20 protein-coding genes are annotated in these 19,796 nt (G+C 27.9%); all 20 read left to right on the top strand.

Annotated features, from left to right (window positions below; translation table 11 throughout):
- Positions 1-11: 11 nt before the first annotated feature.
- Positions 12-425 carry a hypothetical protein gene (locus V6137_RS11410; protein ID WP_425448065.1) on the top strand — a complete coding sequence of 138 codons (414 nt, stop codon included), beginning with the start codon at positions 12-14 and terminating at the stop codon, positions 423-425.
- Positions 426-708: 283 nt separating this feature from the next.
- Positions 709-2,673: a vWA domain-containing protein gene (locus V6137_RS11405; protein WP_425448064.1), complete on the top strand. Its 1,965-nt coding sequence runs from the start codon at positions 709-711 to the stop codon at positions 2,671-2,673.
- Between the two features lie 57 nt (positions 2,674-2,730).
- Positions 2,731-4,899 carry a hypothetical protein gene (locus tag V6137_RS11400; RefSeq protein ID WP_425448063.1) on the top strand — a complete coding sequence of 723 codons (2,169 nt, stop codon included), beginning with the start codon at positions 2,731-2,733 and terminating at the stop codon, positions 4,897-4,899.
- A gap of 74 nt (positions 4,900-4,973) precedes the next feature.
- A complete protein-coding gene (locus tag V6137_RS11395; RefSeq protein ID WP_425448062.1) occupies positions 4,974-5,399 on the top strand; it encodes a hypothetical protein in 426 nt (141 codons plus the stop codon).
- A gap of 27 nt (positions 5,400-5,426) precedes the next feature.
- The gene (locus V6137_RS11390; protein WP_425448061.1) at positions 5,427-5,852 is read left to right on the top strand and encodes a hypothetical protein; all 426 of its coding nucleotides are present in this window, start codon (positions 5,427-5,429) and stop codon (positions 5,850-5,852) included.
- 57 nt (positions 5,853-5,909) lie between these two features.
- Positions 5,910-6,332: a J domain-containing protein gene (locus tag V6137_RS11385; RefSeq protein WP_425448060.1), complete on the top strand. Its 423-nt coding sequence runs from the start codon at positions 5,910-5,912 to the stop codon at positions 6,330-6,332.
- A 14-nt stretch (positions 6,333-6,346) separates the two neighbouring features.
- Positions 6,347-6,895, top strand: coding sequence for an FHA domain-containing protein (locus V6137_RS11380; RefSeq protein WP_425448059.1), 549 nt, complete (start codon positions 6,347-6,349; stop codon positions 6,893-6,895).
- A gap of 15 nt (positions 6,896-6,910) precedes the next feature.
- Positions 6,911-7,414, top strand: a complete 504-nt coding sequence (locus tag V6137_RS11375) for an FHA domain-containing protein (protein ID WP_425448058.1) — start codon at positions 6,911-6,913, stop codon at positions 7,412-7,414.
- Positions 7,415-7,425: 11 nt separating this feature from the next.
- Entirely contained in the window at positions 7,426-8,301 is an 876-nt protein-coding gene (locus V6137_RS11370; protein WP_425448057.1) for a PP2C family protein-serine/threonine phosphatase, read from the top strand.
- A gap of 3 nt (positions 8,302-8,304) precedes the next feature.
- Positions 8,305-10,101, top strand: coding sequence for a PP2C family protein-serine/threonine phosphatase (locus V6137_RS11365; protein ID WP_425448056.1), 1,797 nt, complete (start codon positions 8,305-8,307; stop codon positions 10,099-10,101).
- Positions 10,102-11,382 (top strand): hypothetical protein, encoded by a 1,281-nt coding sequence (locus V6137_RS11360; protein WP_425448055.1) that lies wholly within the window; start codon positions 10,102-10,104, stop codon positions 11,380-11,382. It abuts the gene before it with no gap.
- Positions 11,379-12,074, top strand: a complete 696-nt coding sequence (locus V6137_RS11355) for a hypothetical protein (protein ID WP_425448054.1) — start codon at positions 11,379-11,381, stop codon at positions 12,072-12,074. The genes V6137_RS11360 and V6137_RS11355 overlap by 4 nt, the downstream gene beginning before the upstream one ends.
- A 25-nt stretch (positions 12,075-12,099) precedes the next feature.
- Positions 12,100-14,712, top strand: coding sequence for a hypothetical protein (locus V6137_RS11350; RefSeq protein ID WP_425448053.1), 2,613 nt, complete (start codon positions 12,100-12,102; stop codon positions 14,710-14,712).
- A gap of 8 nt (positions 14,713-14,720) precedes the next feature.
- A complete protein-coding gene (locus V6137_RS11345) occupies positions 14,721-15,515 on the top strand; it encodes a hypothetical protein (RefSeq protein ID WP_425448052.1) in 795 nt (264 codons plus the stop codon).
- Positions 15,516-15,541: 26 nt separating this feature from the next.
- Positions 15,542-16,129: a hypothetical protein gene (locus tag V6137_RS11340; protein WP_425448051.1), complete on the top strand. Its 588-nt coding sequence runs from the start codon at positions 15,542-15,544 to the stop codon at positions 16,127-16,129.
- Positions 16,130-16,144: 15 nt separating this feature from the next.
- Positions 16,145-17,557 carry a contractile injection system protein, VgrG/Pvc8 family gene (locus V6137_RS11335; protein WP_425448050.1) on the top strand — a complete coding sequence of 471 codons (1,413 nt, stop codon included), beginning with the start codon at positions 16,145-16,147 and terminating at the stop codon, positions 17,555-17,557.
- The gene (locus V6137_RS11330; protein ID WP_425448049.1) at positions 17,554-18,153 is read left to right on the top strand and encodes a hypothetical protein; all 600 of its coding nucleotides are present in this window, start codon (positions 17,554-17,556) and stop codon (positions 18,151-18,153) included. Before V6137_RS11335 ends, V6137_RS11330 begins: the two co-directional genes overlap by 4 nt.
- Positions 18,154-18,156: 3 nt before the next feature.
- Positions 18,157-18,681 (top strand): imm11 family protein, encoded by a 525-nt coding sequence (locus V6137_RS11325; protein WP_425448048.1) that lies wholly within the window; start codon positions 18,157-18,159, stop codon positions 18,679-18,681.
- 12 nt (positions 18,682-18,693) lie between these two features.
- Positions 18,694-19,092, top strand: coding sequence for a DUF4280 domain-containing protein (locus V6137_RS11320; RefSeq protein ID WP_425448047.1), 399 nt, complete (start codon positions 18,694-18,696; stop codon positions 19,090-19,092).
- A gap of 19 nt (positions 19,093-19,111) precedes the next feature.
- The coding region (locus V6137_RS11315; protein ID WP_425448046.1) for a hypothetical protein at positions 19,112-19,796 on the top strand (685 nt) is incomplete at its 3' end.

Here is a 19,796-nt window from a genome sequence, read left to right as displayed (position 1 = left end):
CGGAGGATAAAATGTCTAAAGAAGTTAATAAATTAGTAAAGAAATATTATAGCAGTTTGATTGTTTTATTGGTTATATATTTAATGACAGTAATAGTATTAGGAACTATAGATATAATTAATATAAAAGATAATACAATAACATTATTGGCTATATCAGTTCTATATTACTTGATAGTAAAAAATAGTTTGGCTAAATATTATAAAGGGAAAATTAATGAAGTTAGTCCTAAAGTGAATGAAAAAGATATTGAAAATGATATACGAAACAGTGAAAATGATATAATAAAAAAAAGAATGGATATCAATAAAAAGGGAGAAAGTGGAAAGGAATACAACAAAAAAATAAAATGGTGTAAAAGTCCCACTTTGATATATATAGTAATAATGTTAATTATAGCTATCATATATCGGAAATTGACTTAACACTAGATAAAAAGCGACCTTGGGTCGCTTTTTTTATTTTGTAAAAAAATACTACTTAAGACCTAGATAAAATATATAAAGTGAATGGAAATAACGGTTCATTAAGGTTTTGTAACAAATAATGACTAAAGATTACAAAATATAAATTCGATATTAATTATGCTTATATAAATATTACCAGTAAAAAAAATATATTAATCCTATTACTTTTTAAAACTTATAAAGAAATAAAAACTAAAAATAAATATAAATGTAAAATACGAAGGGGTTGGTGGTAGAAAAGATGAAAAAGAAATTCGCTGCATTGTTTTTATCAATTATTTTAATACTATCTTTTGTTACTGTAATAAGTGGAAATGAAGTTAATTATAAGTTAGAAAAAGTAAAGGTAATGTTTGTTATAGATGCAAGCAACTCTATAAACGGAAATAACAAAAATATGATTAAAGACATAACTAATTTGTTTATTACTAGTTTACCCAATGATTATACTGAGTTAGGGTTTGTAGCTTATAATCAAGACATAATATCAAGTATGGAGCCAGTACCCCTTAACAGTAGAAATAATAGGGAGTTTTTAACAAAAGAGATTAGCAAGATTAATATGTCAGGGTACTCAGATCTAGGAAAAGGATTAAAAGAAGGTTTAAAACTATTAAGTAGTACTGATAGCAATGAAAAATCTATTTTGATTTTAATATCAGATGGGGGGATATCCACCCCCAAAATAAAAGAAAGGGATGTGGATGATTCTATAAAAGATGTTAAAAAAACAGTTGATTTATCCAAAATAAAAAATATACCAATATATACTATTAGGACCCATAATAGATATGATAATAGACTAAGACTTGATGATATAGCTGCAAAAACTAATGGAGAATTTTATGAAGCAAAGGGATATGAAAACTACATAAATATATTTAAAGATATTGCAATGAAATATTGGTCATTGGGGGTAGAACATATAGCCAAGGTGGTTCTGGAAGATGAAAGTGGAGATATAAATATAGAGCTAAAAGAAGACTTAGCGAAGTCATCAAAAATGCTAGCAATATCTTCTGCCCCCAATGTAAAAATAGAAGAATCTAATAATATAAAAGTTTCTAAGTTAAATAATTATTTTTATATAGATGGAGTGAAAAAGTTTACAAATAATATTAACGTTAGTTTTAAAGGTGATAAAAATGCTGAGATAAATATGTATAAGCTATCCTATTATGATTGGAATCTGACCCTTGATATACCTGAAAAAATTAATAAAAATCAATCTTTTCAGATAGAAGGACATTTTATAAATAACCAAGATAATAAAATAATTAACGGAAAAAACTTTTATAATCATATAAAGTCAAATATTAAGTTTGTTGATGCGAATAATAAGATAGTTTTGCCAACTAAAGTTTTAAATAATAAAATTCATGTGGATAATATTATACACAATAGTGGCAATTATAAGGTACATCTTAATTTTAAATATAAAAATATAAACTTTAACTTTGATGGCACGAGATTTAACATAAAAAATAATCCACCAAAGGGAAAATTTAAAGAAAAAATAAATGTGCTTTTTTCAAAGGATAAAAGTTATAACTTAAATAACTATTTTATGGATGATGATAATGATAATTTAAGTTATGAAATAATAGATAATGATGATAATTTAGCTAAGATAAAAGAAAATAACTTAATTTTATTTGGAAATGACATTAAAAGCTCTACATTTAAAATAAAAGTTACAGATTCTGAAGGTTTAAGTATTATAACGGATTCTATAGAAGTATCTGTTATGAAATTTTATCAATATTATAAAAGGGAAATAATATTTTTCACTATTTTAATTTTACTTATTATGTATATATTAATTAAGAAAAAAATTAATGATAACAGTAAAAAAAGGACCTTTACAGGAAGTCTAAAGGGGTATTTTATAAGCTTAAAGGAAGAGGAAGATATCCCTCCATTTAAAGTTCCATTATATAAATTTGAAAAAAAGAAGCTTAAACTTCAAGAAATTTTAAAATCTTCTGAGATAAAAAAACATTATGATTTTACTGAGAATATTTATTTTAAACCAAGCTATGATAAAAAAATAACATTAATTAATAAATCAAATGCTACTGTAATGATAAATTCAGATATAGCAATAAAGAATAAGGAGTATGAATTAGAATATAAAATGAAAATTCATATAACCTTTAAAGATGGAATAACAGAATTGGAATTATACTACAATAAAGTCAACTAAATATTAACTAATATTAGTTAATGTTTATATATTAATAATTATATTAGGAGGTATCATATGGAAATAATTAATCAAACCAATAGAACAATGTTATTTGAAGAAATAAATCCAGAGAAACTTGATTTAATTACATTAGTTGGAGATACTAAGGGAATTAATAGTCTGGATGATGAAAAAATAAAGGAGATTAATGAGAAGTTATTGGTTAATAATTTTGATGAGTTTTTGGACAAGTTTTCTCCAGTAGTATATTCATTTTTTAATGCTACTAATCAAAAGGTAATGTATACCCTTAAAAAGCCGGAGAATATGCCAGAAGAACATATTGTTGAAATACCAATAAATCTATCTAATGATTTTTTAAAGATGTTGTTTACTCTTATTGAGACTAAAACATCCCAAGGACTACGTAATGTTGATTTTAAATTTGAAAACTTATTAGATATGATTTCTCCCAAAAAAGTAATGGATGATATAAGACAATCAAGAAAAGAGATACAGTATGTTTATAGTAAGTATGAAGAATTAGATGAAGAGGATCCTAAAAAGTTAGATGTAGGGGATAAATTAAACTATATGTTTGAAGAAGCTAGTGAAAACTATAACAATGTTATGGCTATGCTACCCTTGGCAATAGAAGATATAAAAACAAGGTTGCTTTTAGGCCAAGGTGACAATGATAATGACGATGAAGTTTTTAAGGCTGGTATATTAAGTATGGGAGATGATGGGGAACTAAAGATTTTAGAAGCCCCCAAACCAGAAGAAAATGCACTAGTGAAAATAGATGATAATGCCAACTCAGGGTTAATAGAAGTATTTAAAGAAGACTATGATGCTATAAATGAAGAAAAGTCAGACTATGTTAGAGACCTAGTTGTTCGCACATTTTGTCCACTAACATCAACCTTAGAAAGTAAAGTTGATATAGAAACAGAAGTAAGCAACTATAATACATATTTAGATTTTTATAAAACTGCTAAAGATGACTTTATAAAGACTGTAAAACCTTTAATTGAAAAAATATTGGGAGTTAAAATGTTCTTTGAACAATATAAAACAGAAAATAAAGAAATGAAACCAAGTCTTTTAGTAACTAATACAAAGTTAGATATGCTAGTTAAGAGTAGTAACTTACCTCGTTTAATTACATATTTAAATACAGTAAATGATAAAAACGACTTTTCTAATACCATATGGTTTGGAATAGTTCCGTCGGTTCAGATGAGTATGAATAAAAAAGCTAAATTACGAAGACAAAGGTTTAAGGGAAATAAACATTCTGAAAAAACTGGTATGAATACTATGGAATCCCTAACTAGATTATTAGATGTGGTAAAAGACTATAAAGTTCAAATATTTTTCAACTTTGAGACCAATGAAGAAAATACATTCTCTCAAATGGCCATAAATGGCATAGAAAAATATGTGGATAAATGCCAAATGTTAACTAAGAAGAGCTATAGTGAATTTGCTATTCCTTGTATTCCTAATTTTACTATAATTCCTAAGGATAAATCTGGAGTAATACTTGATAGTAAGATGTATGTTTCAGAAAAGGGTATGGCCAAGCTATCAAAGGAAAAGGAAGACCTTTTAAAACTCTGGATAGAAGGGGTATACGTAGATGCCGCTTATGTTGCAGCTGGTTTAGTAGCAGCATATCAATGTCCATCCTACTTAAAAGATATCTTTAAAATAGCTACTTATGAATATCCGGGAGTTAGGTTTGATATCGAAGCCGATGATAATGCACTAAATGTAACAACTACACTGGCTAAAGAAATATCTGGATTTACCAATAATACTAAAAATGCTATAAACAGAAAGAATTTTGGATTTGTATTCTCTTCTGAAAATGCCCAAGTAAATGGGGAAAATATTCATAATATTACTGTATATAAATCAAGAAGCCTTCAGGCTGTGGGAAATGACTTTGAATCTATATATAAGACAATAGTTAGTACATATATAGAAAGAATATTACGTTTCCATACCAATGACTTTAAGCAAGATAATATAATTAAATTCTTTAGTAATAATCCAAATAGTCAAAAAAGTAAATGGTTGGCTGATAAGGGATATATAAACTCTGTTATTCAAGAAGGGGATGACATTAACTTTACGATAGATGAAAGAACAGGAAACTGCAATATTGATATAACCTTTAATGGTAGTGTTAAAAACTTAGAGGTTGAGATAACTAGAAGTACTGCTAAAGCATAATTGCTTTATTATAAATTAGTATTAAATGATTAATTTTAATCATTTATAAATATAAAATAAAAGGAGGATTTTTTATGGGATTTAGACTTAAGGTTGAAGGACCTGAAACTATTGAGTTAGGAATAGAAAATATCTTAACAGTAGAGTTTAGTACTGATACACCAGATGACTCAAATGCAAGATCTACAGATTTAGGTACTTCATTAAGAATTACTGGAAAAATATTAACTGCAGTAGATGGTGAGGAGGCAGATTCTACTATGAAGCTGGCTCAATGGTCATTAGTACCTGGAGAAAGTGCAGACTGTTATAGAAAAGCCACAGTGGATGTTATATCAGCCTCTCAAGTGGTAAGACAGTTCCATTTGCCAAATGCTTTTATAGTAGATTATACAGAAGATTATGGAGATGAAGATGGAATTGGAACCTTCTATCTTCATATGAAACAGAAGAAAGATAAGACACCGATGGTTAAATTTGAAGGTGGTTTTGAAGAATAATAAATACTTAAGAAAGGATGTGTAATTATGGGATTTAGAGTGAAAATAGAAGGTTCTGAAACTATAGAACTTAATGTTGAAAGTATACAAAATGTTAGATTAAAAACTGATGTACCAATAGATTCTAATGCACGTACAAAAGATGTTGGTTCAACAATGGTTATCAGTGGAAAAATATTAACGGCTGTAGATGGAGACCCTTTTGATGGTACTAAACAGCTGGGATTGTGGTCTTTAATACCAGCAGAAAAGGCAGATTGTTATAGAAAGGTTACAGTGGAAGTAATATCAGCTTCTCAAGTTGTTAGAAAAATATTTTTCCCAAATGCCTTTGTAATAGATTATAATGAGAATTTTGGAGATACAGAAGGTATAGGAACCTTTGAATTAATTATTAGACAAAAGAAAGATAAATTATCAGGAGTAAAAATTGAAGGAGGCTATGGAGCCTAATAAAAATATAGATGTCTCGTTACGAGACATCTATATATAAATGAGGGATGAAGTGTCGTGGAGAATTTATACAATATACTAGAAGTAGATAAGAATGCTACACAAAATGAAATAAGAAGGGCTTATAGAAAACTAGCTAAAAAATATCATCCAGATTTAAATCCAGATGATGAGAATGCAACAAGAAAGTTTAAAGAAGTTAAAGAAGCCTATGAAATCTTAAAGGATGAAAGTTTAAGAAAAAAATATGATGAAGGTCAAAATAACACGTCTTATAAAGGGAAAAGGGAAAATACGAGAAAAAGAAAATCTAAAAGTAATGTTAAAAGTCAATTTAATATGAACTTTCAATTTGAGGACTATTTTGGATTTGATCCAAAGAAGGGCAAAATGAAAAAGAATAGTAAAAAAACAAGTAAAAAAAATCCAATGGATACATCAAATATATTTAATAGTTTCTTTGGAGTAAAAAAAGATTAACGGAGTTGATAAGTTTGAAAACCGAAGTTTCAAACAAAATTAAAATTATGGAAATTTTTATTTTGATAACATCCATAATCGCCAATACATATATATACTTGTACATACAAGATGGATATTTAAAATACATATTAATGTCCATATTTTTAATTATAGGAATAAAAAGCTTATATGATTTGTTATTTAAAAATGGAGCAGCTAATAACTATGTAGATAAATCAAAGGGAATAACTAAAATTGCCCTCATTAATGAAGAAAATAAAACTATAAAAGAGTGGGATTTATTTAATAAAACTTCCATAGTTATTGGAAGGGAGAATAATCATGAAGAAGTTGATATAAACTTAGATTCTGCCACATATGCATCGTTAATAGATTTTCAACATGCTGTTTTAAACTTTGCATCTGGCAATTGGTATGTAGAGGACTTATATTCTGATAATGGTATTAGCATACAAAAATATAACGATGATATTAGATATAAACTATCAAAGGATAGACCATGTAAAATTGAAATGGGAGATATATTATTTATTGCTAAAACTAAATTACTAATAAAATGAAATGGAGGATAAGAAATGAGCCTCATTAGATGTAAAAATGGACATATGTTTAGTGCCAGAAGATATGGGACTATATGCCCTTATTGTAATATAGAAACTGAAACAAAGGAAAAAGAAAAGCAACAACCACCGGAGGACTTTGACATTGAAGAGGAACTAATGAAAGTAGAGGTGGAACCGGTTTGTGGATGGCTTGTCTGTATTGAAGGGGCAAGGGTAGGTAAGGACTACAAAATAAGAGAAGGTAAAAATTTTATTGGACGGGCTGATGATATGGACATTCAAATTATAGGAGATAATAAAATTTCAAGAAGAAATCATGCCATAGTAGTATATGATCCCAAAAAAAGAAATACAGTCTTACTACCAGGGGATGCTTCAGGGATTGCATACTTAAATGACGAAGCAGTATATATACCAACAGAATTATCTCCATATGACATAATAGAACTGGGGAAGAGTAAATTTTTATTTGTACCATTTTGTGGGGAACATTTTGAATGGAACAATATATCATAAAGGAGTCTTAAATGAATATAACAGTAAATGGAAACGAATATATATATTTGATTATTTTATCAAGTATAATGATTGCATTTTTAACAATGCATAAATACTATAGTCTAAGATCAAACAATAATATATATGGTTTAAATATTGAAACATTTTCTGATTTTTATACAGGGAATAGAGAATTTCAAGAAGATAGTGCAGGGGTACTTTTTTTAGATAAAGGAATTATGGCAGTATTGGCAGATGGACATGGGAAAAATAAAATAGGTAAGATCTGTAGCCAATTGGTAGTAAAAATATTTGAAGATATGTTTAAGTCGGAAAAATCTATTTCTAATACAAAATATTTTTTTAAAAAGACATTTAACATAGCCAATAGAGAAATACTAAAAGCTTTAGATGATAAAAGTGGAGGTACAAGTGTAGTTTCAGCAATAATAAAAAACAATAAATTATATTATGGTTCTGTTGGAAATACTAGAATATGTTTGTTTAGAAATAATGAGTTAATACCCTTAAATGAAGGTCATACAGTGGATGTGATTGCAAAAAAAAGATTTAAAGAAGGAAAGATACCTAAACATTATGCCCAATGGGCATTAGAAAATAAAAATATATTTAATTATATAGGTCAAGATGAATTTAAAAATATAGAAATCAATAACATTCCAATAAAAATGAAGAAAGACGATATTATAGTTCTTATGAGTGATGGTATATATAACTTTGTACCATCCACTATATTAGAAGATTATTTAAGTAGACATAGATTATTAAGTTGTAAGGAAATATCTAAAAAAATAATAGAATACCTAGATAATCTATCTATAAGGGGTAAGGATAATGGCAGTATTATACTAATAAAATATAAAAGCAATATATTAAGGGTGTAAGATATGAGGAAAATTAATTCTAAAATAATAACAAAATTCACATCAGAAGCGGGGAGTAAACTGCATAACAAAGATTACTTTGCCTTTGCTGAATTAGATAAATATGCAATTTATGTAATAGTAGATGGCATAGATAATGATAAACACTTTAAAAGTGGGAAAATAGCAGTATCTAAAATAATAAGTTCATTTAGTCAAAAACCCAGTATGAAAAGAAGATATATCAAAAAACTTTTAAATATTGCAAATAAAGAATTGATAAATGAAAGTAAAGAAGTAAGGTTAAAAGCTTCAATTACCATTGTTGTGACTAATTATGTAAAAGTAAGGTATGGCTTAGTAGGAAATACTAGATTTTCTTTATTTAGAGACGGATTTTTTAAACATCAAAGTAAAGACCAGTCCCTAACTCAACAGCTAATAGAAACAGAACAGGTGGAATTAGATAAAGCAGCCAAACATGAGGAAAGAAATAATCTTTATTGCTATTTAGGGCAAAGAAAAAGATTAACACCTTATATATCTAAAGCTTTTAAACTAAAGGATGGGGATATAATATCCCTTTCAACTAGAGGATTATGGGAACAGATTGACAGTGGAGAAATGCTAGATGTTCTAACAGAGTCCAAAGAATGTCAAGAAGTAGTTGATAATGTTGAGGACATGCTATTGTCTAAGCAACCAAAGGACTTAGACAACTATACATTGGCAGTAATATTTATAGATAAGACTTATAAAAATCCTAAGAGAAAAAAGAGAATTAAAAAAATAATTTTCATTTTAATACCTATATTAGTGATTATAATAATTATACTTATAATCTGGTATATTAGACATCAAAAGCGATTAGATAAAATTGAAACCATGAACTATCATATAGAAGATGCTTCAAATTATATAGAAGATGATAACTTTCCCAGAGCCTTTGAAGAATATACTGAAGCTTTAGATTTAGCTAGAGAGCTGGAGCTTAAAGTAGAAAAAGGTGATATCAATAAAAATTTAAGATTAGTAGAAATAATAATTGAAGGAGATAAAAGTTATCAGGATAAGAAATATAAAGAAGCTTTAGATAAATATTTGCTGGCTAATAAAAAAACATACTACACAGATAACTTAGCAAAGAAATATATAAATGAAAAATTAGATAAGACCAGGGAACATTTAAAGGTTTGGGATGTACTTAAACAAGGGGACAAGAAAATGGACCTAGGGGATTATCAAGGGGCTAAGGAAAACTATCTTTTAGCAAAAGACTTAGCTTATGATCTGTTCTTTATTGAAGCAAAGGATGAAGCCAATGAAAAATTAGATAAAATATCTGAAATAGAAGCTGAATTATCAGAAAAAAATCAGAAAAAAGAAGAAGAGGAAAAAGAGAAGGAGGCCAAAAGAGCAAAGGCAATGGAAACATATATGAAAGGGGATATGAGTTATAGTATAGGCAAATATTATGACGCAAAAATCTATTATGAAACTGCTAAAGAGATATATAAAGAGATTGAAGAAAAAGAACTTGTGGAAGATATAACAAAAAAAATTGAACTAGTAGACAAAATAATAAAACAGGCCAACAAAGATAAGTCTAAAGCAGAGGCATATGAAAAATATGGAGATGAAGAGTTTGATAGTGGAGATATCTTTGAAGCCCAAACCCTCTATATCTTTGCAAGGGATATATATGAAAAATATAATATGTCTGAAGAGATGAAAGGGATTAATGAGAAGATAGAAAAAGTAAAGGAAATTATACATAATCAAGGGTCAATTGAAGATACCGAGACAGATAAAGGAGAATAAATGAAAGATAAAATTTATGAAAGTATAAATAAAATTGAAAACTTAAAGGACCGAGCTTTATTAAAAGAAATATTAAATGATGTTTTTATCCCCCTATATGAACATAGTAGTGATATGTATAAAAAACTTGAAAATAGGGTTTTCGATGAAATAGAGTATATCCAACAAAATTATAGTATATGTACTACTATCATGAAAAAAAGAGATTATGACCCAATACACTACTTCTTACACCCAATGATTGACACAGATATAGGGGATAAAAAGTATGATTTAAATGAAATAGAGAACTTAATGATGGAAAATAATGAAATAAAATTATTTAAAGTTTTTATTAAAAGGGATGCTTTAACAATAAATCAGTTACTAAAGTCTAATAGGAGATTTCAGGGTAGTATAAAAACTAGTGAAAAAATATATAAAGCTTGTTTTCAAATAAAGAAAAACAAAGAGTATTTAAATAAAATATATAGTTTGTATCAAATGTTTATAAAGAACAATATACCCTGGAGAACTATTAATGCCCCTTATATATATAAAATGATAGATGTATATTTAGTAGAATATGAAGGGGAGTTTACGAAAGATGAGTCAATAGAAGAGATAAATGTTAATTTTCAAGAGCTTAGTAAAGATGTACTATATGATATGGTTCCAGTTTGGAATATTGAGAAACTGAAGTTAAAAACCATTGGGTTTCCAAATCCCTGTGAGGATAAAATAAACTATGAACATGCCATAGAATTAAATAAAGAAAACTATAATAATGGATACTTAGTATATTATGAAAATGAAGTTGTTAAAGATATAAGACGTACAAAGGACCAACTTATTATAACAACAGATATTGAAGAATCTAGAGATTGGGATGTATTTAAAGTTTTAGGTCTTAAAAAATCAAAGACAGATAGATATGAATATGATTTGATGACAAATGGAAAATACATAAGCTTTATGGAAAAATTAGCTAATAAATATGAAAGTAATATTAAAACTAAAGCAGAATTAACAAGGGTTATAAATTCATTTAAAGCATCAGAAGATTTGGAAATGGTAGGTATTAAAATTATAGATAAAGATAAGGTCACTAAAGAGGAAACCTATAATATGAACTTCTTTATAATAGATGAAATAAGGGATTTTGAATATAAAAAAACACTTGTTTTATATTTTAAATGTAATAAAGAAATAAACTTTATAACAAGGGATATAATGAGTTTTTTAGTATCTGAAATACAAAAGTTCTATCCAGAATATAAATGTGAAGGAAGATTGGTATGAATTACATTTGGGATACATTATTAAAAGCAGATAGTCAAAAAATAGATAGGGAAAAGTTAGTGTTTAAACATCCTATATCCTATAGTCCTTATATGGAGGTATCCTTTGAGAATTTGAATGAAACAAAAATACAAGAAGATTATACTGTAGAGGTAAATCCATATTATAGATTTTTAAACATATTTAAAGATTTTTTTCATATTGAATATGATGAAAGCACTGAATTTAGAGAATCTCTATTTGATATCTTAATGCACTTTTTAGGATTTATAGATTTAAAACAAGGTTTATATAAATGGGAATATTATAAAAAATTTATAAAAGCAGATATTTTAAATGGAATGGTGTCAGATAAAGTAAAAGAGAACTTTAGTATTTTTACTGATTATGAAAGGGATATAGTTCTTTCTAATATATTAAGTTTATATAAAACAAATGTATCGTTGGAATTATTTAAAAAAGTGGTAAAGGGAATCTTTAAGAAAAGTATTGTATATTTAAACAATGACAATAAAAAGGAAATATTAGTAGTTATTGGTGAAGAAAAAACAAAGACAGCAAAGTCTAAGATAGATTTATTGATAGATATGTTTCTTGATATAAAATTTGATGTGTTTTTATATTGGAAGTATCATTTTGGAGTAATAGGTATAGAAGATACTATGACACTGGAAGAAATGGTAATTTACTAATTTTGAAAGATTTAGGTGATTTGATATGGGATATTCATACAACTTATATAAAAATAAAAAGATTAAATATAACATTAAAAAATTCAAGTATAAAGAAGAAGATCTAAAAAACATGACCACCTTTCAACTAAGGGATATCTGTAGAAAGGAAAAATTGGTAACAAATGGAATTGACACTTCGGATAAAAGGGTGTTAGTTAGATTAATTATGAAATATAGGGGTCTTAAAAAAAATCTATATATAAATAAACAAAATGATAAAGGCTTAGAAGCTCTACAGAGCTTTATAAATAGGGTGGATAAAAAAGTAACATATAATACCACAATAAAAACTCCTCGGTACATAAACATATATAAGGGATTAGATGTGGAGATCTTCGATAGTTTAGAATTAATATCTAGGGAGAAATTAGATGAGGGAAATATATTATTGGTGGATGATAATTATAAAATCTGTACTATATTTAACCTAGTTGAATATAGCAAAGGAAGATTTTATTTAGTTAAAAGTAGAGAAATTAAAGTAATAGATGGTACCAATAAACACTACAATTTATTGTACTTTGATAAGAAATATTCTGAACTAATTTATAACATATATTATGGGGATATAAAAAATATACCTAAATATATCAAATTTCATCAGATTCCCATAATAGATTTTGCTATCAAGGATTTAAAGGATAGTGATAAGCCTCTATCAATAGATTTTGGAACCACAAATACCACAGCAGGGATTTTTTCAAATGAAGAGATATTTAATAGTGTTGGGGGAAACCCCAATGACCTATCTAACTTAAAGGATGTGGATATAGTAGAAGTTATAGATAATACTAAAGGAGAACTTAAAAAGACCCCCTTAATCCCAAGCATAGTTGGGATTAAATCTATAAAAAATGATTCTGCTAAATACCTATTTGGATATGATGCTATAAAGTTATCAAAGGAAAGTTATACAGATAGTAATATATGTATTTTTTATGATATAAAACGATGGATTAGTGATTATGAAAGGGAAGAAAGATTAATAGATAAAACTGGGGAAACACTTTGGGTAAAAAGAAAGCATATAATTGATGCATATATTAACTACATTATAGGTATAGCTGAAAATAGATTTAAATGTAAATTTAAAAAAGTACATATATCATGTCCAACAAAACAAAAGAACAGGTTTAATAGATTGTTTAAAGAAATAGCAGAGGGATATAACATTGAAGTTTATAATACACTGGATGAAGGAACCTGTGTACTGTTTAATACAATATGGGAGTTAATATATAAAAACAAATATATAGAAGATAGGGCCTATAGGGCTTTAATAATAGATTGTGGTGGAGGAACCACAGATTTATCATCATGTGAATTTAAGATAAGAAATAATAGGATATCCTATGAAATAGATATAGATACAGCCTACGAAAATGGAGATACTGATTTTGGAGGAAATAATTTAACCTATAGGATTTTACAACTACTTAAAATGCTTATAGGAAATAAACTACTTAAAAAGCAAGACTTAAAAGAAGATATTTTTAATAACTTTAATGGGGATTTATTTAGAATCGTTGATGAAAAGGGAATCAAGTACATATATAAATACCTTAATGATCAATATATTAAGTATGAAGAAGTCATTCCAACCAAATTTAATGACTATATAAATAAAAGTAGAGAGGACTATTTTAAAGTTAAGGATAACTACTATCTTCTATTTGATTTGGCTGATAGAGTGAAACATTACTTTTTTACTAAAAGGGATGTTTTAGACTTAATAATAACAGAAGAAGACAACAAAATACTGGACAAGCCTTTTATAAGTTTTGATAAATGGAAGTTACATACATATGAACAGATGAAATTAATACAACCTAAAGAAGATATAGAAATATTATTAAACATCAACCATATAAGGACCTTATTAAAGGCAGATATATATAATATTATTAAAAAGTTTTTAGAAAGTAAATACGAAGAAAATCAATTATTAAACTATTCCATTATAAAGTTAACAGGACAATCCTGTAAGATAGATATATTTAAAGATGCTATAAAGGAGTTTGTTCCAGGGAGAATAATACAGTTTAATGATAATAGCAAACGGGATAATAACCATGAATTAAAATTAAGTTGTTTAAAGGGAAGTCTTAGATATCTACAGGCAAAGCAGTTTGGACATATGAAGGTTAAAATAAATAACAAACTGCCTATACTTCCCTATATTATTAGTGCATATACCCATATGGGAACTGAAAAAGTGTTAATAGATAGTTTAAAGGATAAACAATCAGTTGGTTCTATATCAAGATTTATGGATAGAGTAACCCTTAAACTATATTTAAAGGATAGTAATGGAGATAGAAGGTATGAATATGAATATGAGAACTATTTAGATGATTATGAAAGAATAACTGTTGAAGAAATAGAAGAAAAATATAAAGGTATCATAGTACAGGACGAAACAGATACCATAATAAATAATGAAATAAAATTTTTTGTATGGTCGATCAGAGAACAATGGGGATTTTGTGTAGTACCTATTTTAAGAAAAGATGAAAAATTGTTTATAGGAAGAGAAGAATTTTATGATTTTGAAAATGATAACTGGGAATGTAATTTTTTCGATGGATTAAAATAATATAAGTTTTGAAAAGGGTGAACATATTGTTTATAAATAAATATCCTACTTTCCATAGAGGAAGGGTGCTAAAGCCCCAGATGCTAGAAAGTTTAAGGGATTTTCCAATAGATGTTTTTGATACATATATATACAAATATTCAAATGGCATAGTGGCTGGATGTGAATTAACAATAGACGATGATTATATCATTATATCTCCAGGGATAATAAGGTTTAATAAGGTTAATTATTTATTAAATAAAAACCACTTGATACAATATGAAAACTTTAATGATTTATCTATATTAAAAGTAAAGTTTAGTGATAAAAAATCAAATAAAGACTTTCAAATCCATGATACAGAAATATTTATTGATAGGGATACAAATATTTATAAAGATGAATTGGAACTTTGTAGATTTAAATTAAAAACAGGAGCAAAATTAAGGACAAACTATACTGATTTTGAAGATATGGTCACTGAATACAATACATTAAATATAATAAGTTCTCCCTATTCAGGTTATGAAAAAAGTACATTGTCTCCCATCATCTTAAGAAACTTTGCTAAAGAGGCATTAAACTATAATTTAACTAATAGTTTTGATATTTGTTTTTGTATGCAGTGTATGGAAAATAATAGACCTTTAGATAGGGAGCTAATATTAAGCTATATTTCATCTAGACTTGGGGTTGAAAATAAAGATTATTCAAATGAAAGGATATTTAATAATTTAAATAAAATACTTAGGGAAATTAAAACAGGAAATAAGAGCAGATTAAATACAATAAACAGGGATAATGTGATAATAGTTGATTAAAAAATAAGTTTTGAGGTGATAGTTATATGGATTATGGTGACAAGAAAATACTAGAGTTTAAGAAAAAAGCTAAAGAAGCTAAAGAACTAGAAGATATGGATATAACAAAGAAACCTGTAAGAATAAAGGATAGATATTACCAATTTAAAGAGACAAGCTTTCTAGAAGATAGGGTTAGGATGTATATCCCAGAAGATTTTGAGGATATGAAAAAAGAGATTATGGATATGAAATATCCCTCTATCCATAGACCTAAGGTTATTAAAACCGATGAAACAAATAGTGTAAACATAACATTAAATCCTATTGATAGTGATCTAACAGAAGAATTAGTAGGTAGGCTTAAAGATAGTATGAAGGTAATGATAAAAAAGACAAATCCAGCAAGTGTATTTTATGCAGATGGTATAGAAAAAGTAGAGGACAAAAACATTGGTTACTTTGAGTTTAAAAGCCCTGCCATAGATGACTTCATATACAATATAATGTTCGTATTTGAACTAGATAAAAAGACGGTAATTGGAACATTTTGTTGTATGTATGATGATTATATCCATTGGAGAAATATTGGATTTGAGATGATAAAGACAATAAGAGTAGTTAAAAAGGATTAAAGGGGATAGTTTAATATGAATGATGTGATATATACTTATTTAAACGTTATTGTTGCTCCATATAAGTTTGAAAAGGTCTTAGACTTAAAGGTTACTAAAGAATTGAATAATCATGTAAAACTATACTTAAGGGGAATTACAAAGGAAGAAAATCTAGATAAGTATGTGGAAAATGCAAAGGAAAATGAACCCATAGCAGTGAGTCTTAGGGGAGATGAAGAAACGGAAACATTATTTAAAGGAGTGGTAAAAAATATATCTATTAAAGCAACGGGAAATGTTAGAACCCTCCAAGTTGAAGCAATAAGTGCCACTTCCCTTATGGATATAAACTTAAAAAAACGTTCCTTTAAAGATAAAACTGCCACATATGAAAGTATATTTTCAAAGATTAGTAAAGACTACTCAGGGGCACAAATTATAGATGAGGTCACAAAGGGTGCAAAAACAAAAAGACTCTATGTTCAATACAATGAAACCGACTGGGAGTATATAAAAAGGTTAGCATCATATTTTAATGCACCACTGGTTCCCAACTCAAAACTTAATAAAGTGAAGTTTCATGTGGGAATACCCGGTGGTTTTAAAAGCTATACACTAAAACATAATGAATACACAGTTAGAAAGGAACTGGGGACGTATAAATATCTATCAGAAAATCATATAGATGGGATAAACGAACAAGACCATATTAACTATGAAGTAAAAAGTCATACAGTACTTGATCTATGTAATAAGGTTAATATTAAATCAAGAACATACTATGTGGCAAAGGCAGTAATAGCCATGGAACAGGGAACCATAGTGGGAAGATATACCCTTAGGGATTTAAAGGGCTTAAAGGTAGAAAAGATATATAATCAAGAGCTAATAGGTTTATCATTGGCAGGTAATGTTTTAGAGATAGAAAAGGATAAAGTAAAGATTAAGCTGGATATTGATAATGGGGAAGATGACCCAAATACCATATGGTTTCCCTATTCAACAGTATATTCATCCCCCGATGGAAGTGGATGGTACTGTATGCCAGAAAAAGAAGATAAAATAAGGCTATATTTTCCCGACAGGGATGAAAAAAATGCCAAGGTTGCAAATGCAGCTCATTTAGAATCGGAGGATTCAAATGAACGGAAAGACCCGGATATAAAAAAAATAAAAACTAAATATGGTAAACAAATAGTCTTTAAAAAGGGAGCCATAGAAATAATAGCAAACGACAAACTTTTAATGCGTCTAACCGATGAAGGGGGAATAGAAATACTAAGTGATAAAAAAATAGTTCTTAAAGCAGAGGATGATATAGAACTATCCAGTGAAAACAAGGTACTAATAGAGGGAGATGAAAGTATTAACCTAAAACAAGGGGACGCAAATATAGACATAAAAGAGGATGTAATCATTGGAGGGGCAAAGGTGAATATGGAATGATAAACATAAAAGAAATAAATGAGAGATACTATAAACTTATGGCAGAACATCTATTTGAGAGATGGAAAGAAGAGATACCTAATATAGAAAACAGATACTTAGAGAATAAAGAAGAAATAGATAATAATTTGATAGATATATTTGACAAATTATGTAAAGAAGCATCTAAGCTTCAAAAAGAAGGGGACAAGGGAAAAACAAAATACATACACTTTTCCTACTTAAGAACCAGTATCATCCATAATACATGTCGTTATAGGATAGATATATATGATAAAAAGTGGTATGTAGATGAAATAGAATGTGTTAAATATTGGGAACCAAACTTTATATATAAGTCCCTATTTCACCATATGGAAGATATAAAAGAAGATATAAAAAAACAATCTAAAAGGGTAAAGCCCATGGTATTAGAAAAGGTAAAACTATATGAAGGAGAAAAATACAACATATTAACTAAAGAATATATAAAGGAGCTTATACCAAAGCTTGTTAAAACTAAGGGATATAAAGAGATGGACAAGGATGAAGAAATATTAATTATGGCTGGGGAATATATAGACAAAAGTGAAGTCATATATGAAGGGAGAAAATAATCTATGGAATACTTTCTATTAAAACAGGACAAAAGATATATCCACACTCCCACCTATCTAGACCTAATAAGAAAAATAGATGTAAGGGATATAAACAGACTAGATTGTCACAAGATAAAAGACCCCACCATAATCCATATAAAAGGAGATGAAAAGGCAGAATATTTAGATATATTGCATAGACAAATATACATAATATCAGAAGAATTAAAAGATTTAATGGGAGAGTATAACTCAAATATAATATTTAAAACAATAGCCCTAATAGATCTAGAAAATCAAGTACAACAGATGTATTACCTTCCCATATTTGAAGAAGTAGAAGCCTTACATGAACAGTGTGAGTTTAATCTAAATAAAAGTGTAATAAAAAAGCTAGTATTAGATAAAGAAAAAATAGGAAATAGAAATATATTTGTAATTAAAGGTGCTAAAGAGTATCTAGTAGTGGTAAGACTAGATGTGGCAGAAAGCATATTAAGACGTAACTTTGTAGGGATAACCCTAGAGAAAATAAAAACTATATAGGGGGTGATAAAAATGTCAGAAAAGGAAAGTTACATAGTAAGGGGAGGAACGATGAAGTGTAAATTTGGAAGTCATGAAAGAAAGATAAACTTACCTAAAAGTCATGGGTCATATATAAATGGAAAACCTATGATGAGGAAAACTGATAGTATGTTTAAGAAGAATATACCTTACTTTGGAGTATGTAGTGTACCAATAAATGATGGAAGCCCAGTCATAACCCTAGCAACGGATAATGGAGCCCCTGTCACAGGGAAAAGGTGCATACCCGTATTACTTGGACCATGGTTAAAAACAAAGAATGATACAAAGGTAAAGGGAATCCCAGCCCTTACAACCAATTCCTATTTATTATGTGGAAAAGGTGGGAAAATCAGCTTTTGTAGTGATGGTCAATTTGATGATAAATAAAAAGTAGGTGAGATAAGCTATGATAGGATTTAACAATATTAAGATAGAATCACCTTTAAAGATAAATACATTATTAGAGATGAAAATGGAACAAGGGATAAATGAACACGGTAAATTATACATAAAAGCAATAGTAGAAGAAGAGGAAGAGTTTGATACATCCATAAACACATCCCTAGGGGATGAAATATACATATATGGTGAAGATGAAGGTAAAAAAGATATATTTAAGGGAATAATATATAGCATAGAAGTAAAAAATACAACAGAAGTATATACAGCAGAAATCCACTGTATATCGGGAAGCTATATGCTAGATACCAAGGAAAAGAATAGATCCTTTCAAGACAAAGAAATGGAGTATCCAGCTTTAATAGAGGAAATAATAAAGGACTATAAAGACAAAGACTATAACAATATCGTGGGGGATGGAGTAAAAATAAAACACCCCATAATCCAGTACAAAGAAAGTGATTGGCAACTATTAAAAAGGCTAGTTAGTCAGTTTAATCAAGTATTAGTATGTGATATAATAAGGGGAGGAATAAGATTTCACTTTGGTATGCCAAAGGGTGACAGTGTAACAATACCAGAGGATATACCATATACAGCAACAAAGGACATATTTGCATATAAAAAAGCCAAAGCTTTAGGTGGACAAGTAACAGATATAGACTTTTTCTATTACATAGTAGAAAGTTATG

It is taken from the genome of Dethiothermospora halolimnae (genome assembly GCF_037577855.1).
In the GTDB taxonomy this organism is placed as follows: domain Bacteria; phylum Bacillota; class Clostridia; order Tissierellales; family VENL01; genus Dethiothermospora; species Dethiothermospora halolimnae.
Note: the sequence above shows the minus strand (reverse complement) of the source record. Positions and strands in the feature narration are given on the sequence as shown.

Bases quoted from the DNA above. Each gene is read 5' to 3' on its own strand.
- V6137_RS11410 (WP_425448065.1), top strand. From the start codon at position 12: ATGTCTAAAGAAGTTAATAAATTAGTAAAGAAATATTATAGCAGTTTG.
- V6137_RS11405 (WP_425448064.1), top strand. From the start codon at position 709: ATGAAAAAGAAATTCGCTGCATTGTTTTTATCAATTATTTTAATACTA.
- V6137_RS11400 (WP_425448063.1), top strand. From the start codon at position 2,731: ATGGAAATAATTAATCAAACCAATAGAACAATGTTATTTGAAGAAATA.
- V6137_RS11395 (WP_425448062.1), top strand. From the start codon at position 4,974: ATGGGATTTAGACTTAAGGTTGAAGGACCTGAAACTATTGAGTTAGGA.
- V6137_RS11390 (WP_425448061.1), top strand. From the start codon at position 5,427: ATGGGATTTAGAGTGAAAATAGAAGGTTCTGAAACTATAGAACTTAAT.
- V6137_RS11375 (WP_425448058.1), top strand. From the start codon at position 6,911: ATGAGCCTCATTAGATGTAAAAATGGACATATGTTTAGTGCCAGAAGA.
- V6137_RS11370 (WP_425448057.1), top strand. From the start codon at position 7,426: ATGAATATAACAGTAAATGGAAACGAATATATATATTTGATTATTTTA.
- V6137_RS11365 (WP_425448056.1), top strand. From the start codon at position 8,305: ATGAGGAAAATTAATTCTAAAATAATAACAAAATTCACATCAGAAGCG.
- V6137_RS11360 (WP_425448055.1), top strand. From the start codon at position 10,102: ATGAAAGATAAAATTTATGAAAGTATAAATAAAATTGAAAACTTAAAG.
- V6137_RS11355 (WP_425448054.1), top strand. From the start codon at position 11,379: ATGAATTACATTTGGGATACATTATTAAAAGCAGATAGTCAAAAAATA.
- V6137_RS11350 (WP_425448053.1), top strand. From the start codon at position 12,100: ATGGGATATTCATACAACTTATATAAAAATAAAAAGATTAAATATAAC.
- V6137_RS11340 (WP_425448051.1), top strand. From the start codon at position 15,542: ATGGATTATGGTGACAAGAAAATACTAGAGTTTAAGAAAAAAGCTAAA.
- V6137_RS11335 (WP_425448050.1), top strand. From the start codon at position 16,145: ATGAATGATGTGATATATACTTATTTAAACGTTATTGTTGCTCCATAT.
- V6137_RS11330 (WP_425448049.1), top strand. From the start codon at position 17,554: ATGATAAACATAAAAGAAATAAATGAGAGATACTATAAACTTATGGCA.
- V6137_RS11325 (WP_425448048.1), top strand. From the start codon at position 18,157: ATGGAATACTTTCTATTAAAACAGGACAAAAGATATATCCACACTCCC.
- V6137_RS11320 (WP_425448047.1), top strand. From the start codon at position 18,694: ATGTCAGAAAAGGAAAGTTACATAGTAAGGGGAGGAACGATGAAGTGT.